The 352-nt window shown below is 36.4% G+C and carries 1 protein-coding gene; it reads right to left on the bottom strand.

Going from position 1 to position 352, the window contains the following annotated elements:
- Window positions 1-30: 30 nt before the first annotated feature.
- Window positions 31-297, bottom strand: a complete 267-nt coding sequence (locus AB4070_RS18610) for a hypothetical protein (protein WP_441981410.1) — start codon at window positions 295-297, stop codon at window positions 31-33.
- Window positions 298-352 lie beyond the last annotated feature (55 nt).

Below are 352 nucleotides of genomic sequence, written 5' to 3'. Positions count from 1 at the left end.
ACATGCAAGGGGCTAAAATGCCCCTTAGCTTTATTTATATTCAATCTTGAAATCTTCAGACTTTACGAACTCAATCAATGCATCGATATCTTTCGGCTTTCCTACTTTTTCATAAACAGCTTTTGCAAGAATAATTAATTTTTCATCTCTTGCCTTCTGTCGTTCTTCTCTTTCTGCTTTTCTCAAATCGCTGATCTGTTTTTTCAAATCGTCTATTTTTTCAGCTCTAGATCTGTGTTTTCTCAGTGGCCCAGCGGTTGGTTTTTCTGCTGTTTTTTGCTCTTTTTTTTGAGACATTTTTTACTCTCCCAGATGATATGTTTTTTAAACATACCACAAAGCCGGGCTACGG

Source organism: Microbacterium sp. 2RAF4 (genome assembly GCF_052115285.1).
GTDB classification, from domain to species: Bacteria; Actinomycetota; Actinomycetes; order Actinomycetales; family Microbacteriaceae; genus Microbacterium; species Microbacterium oxydans.
This window is presented reverse-complemented; position numbering and strand designations above follow the sequence as displayed.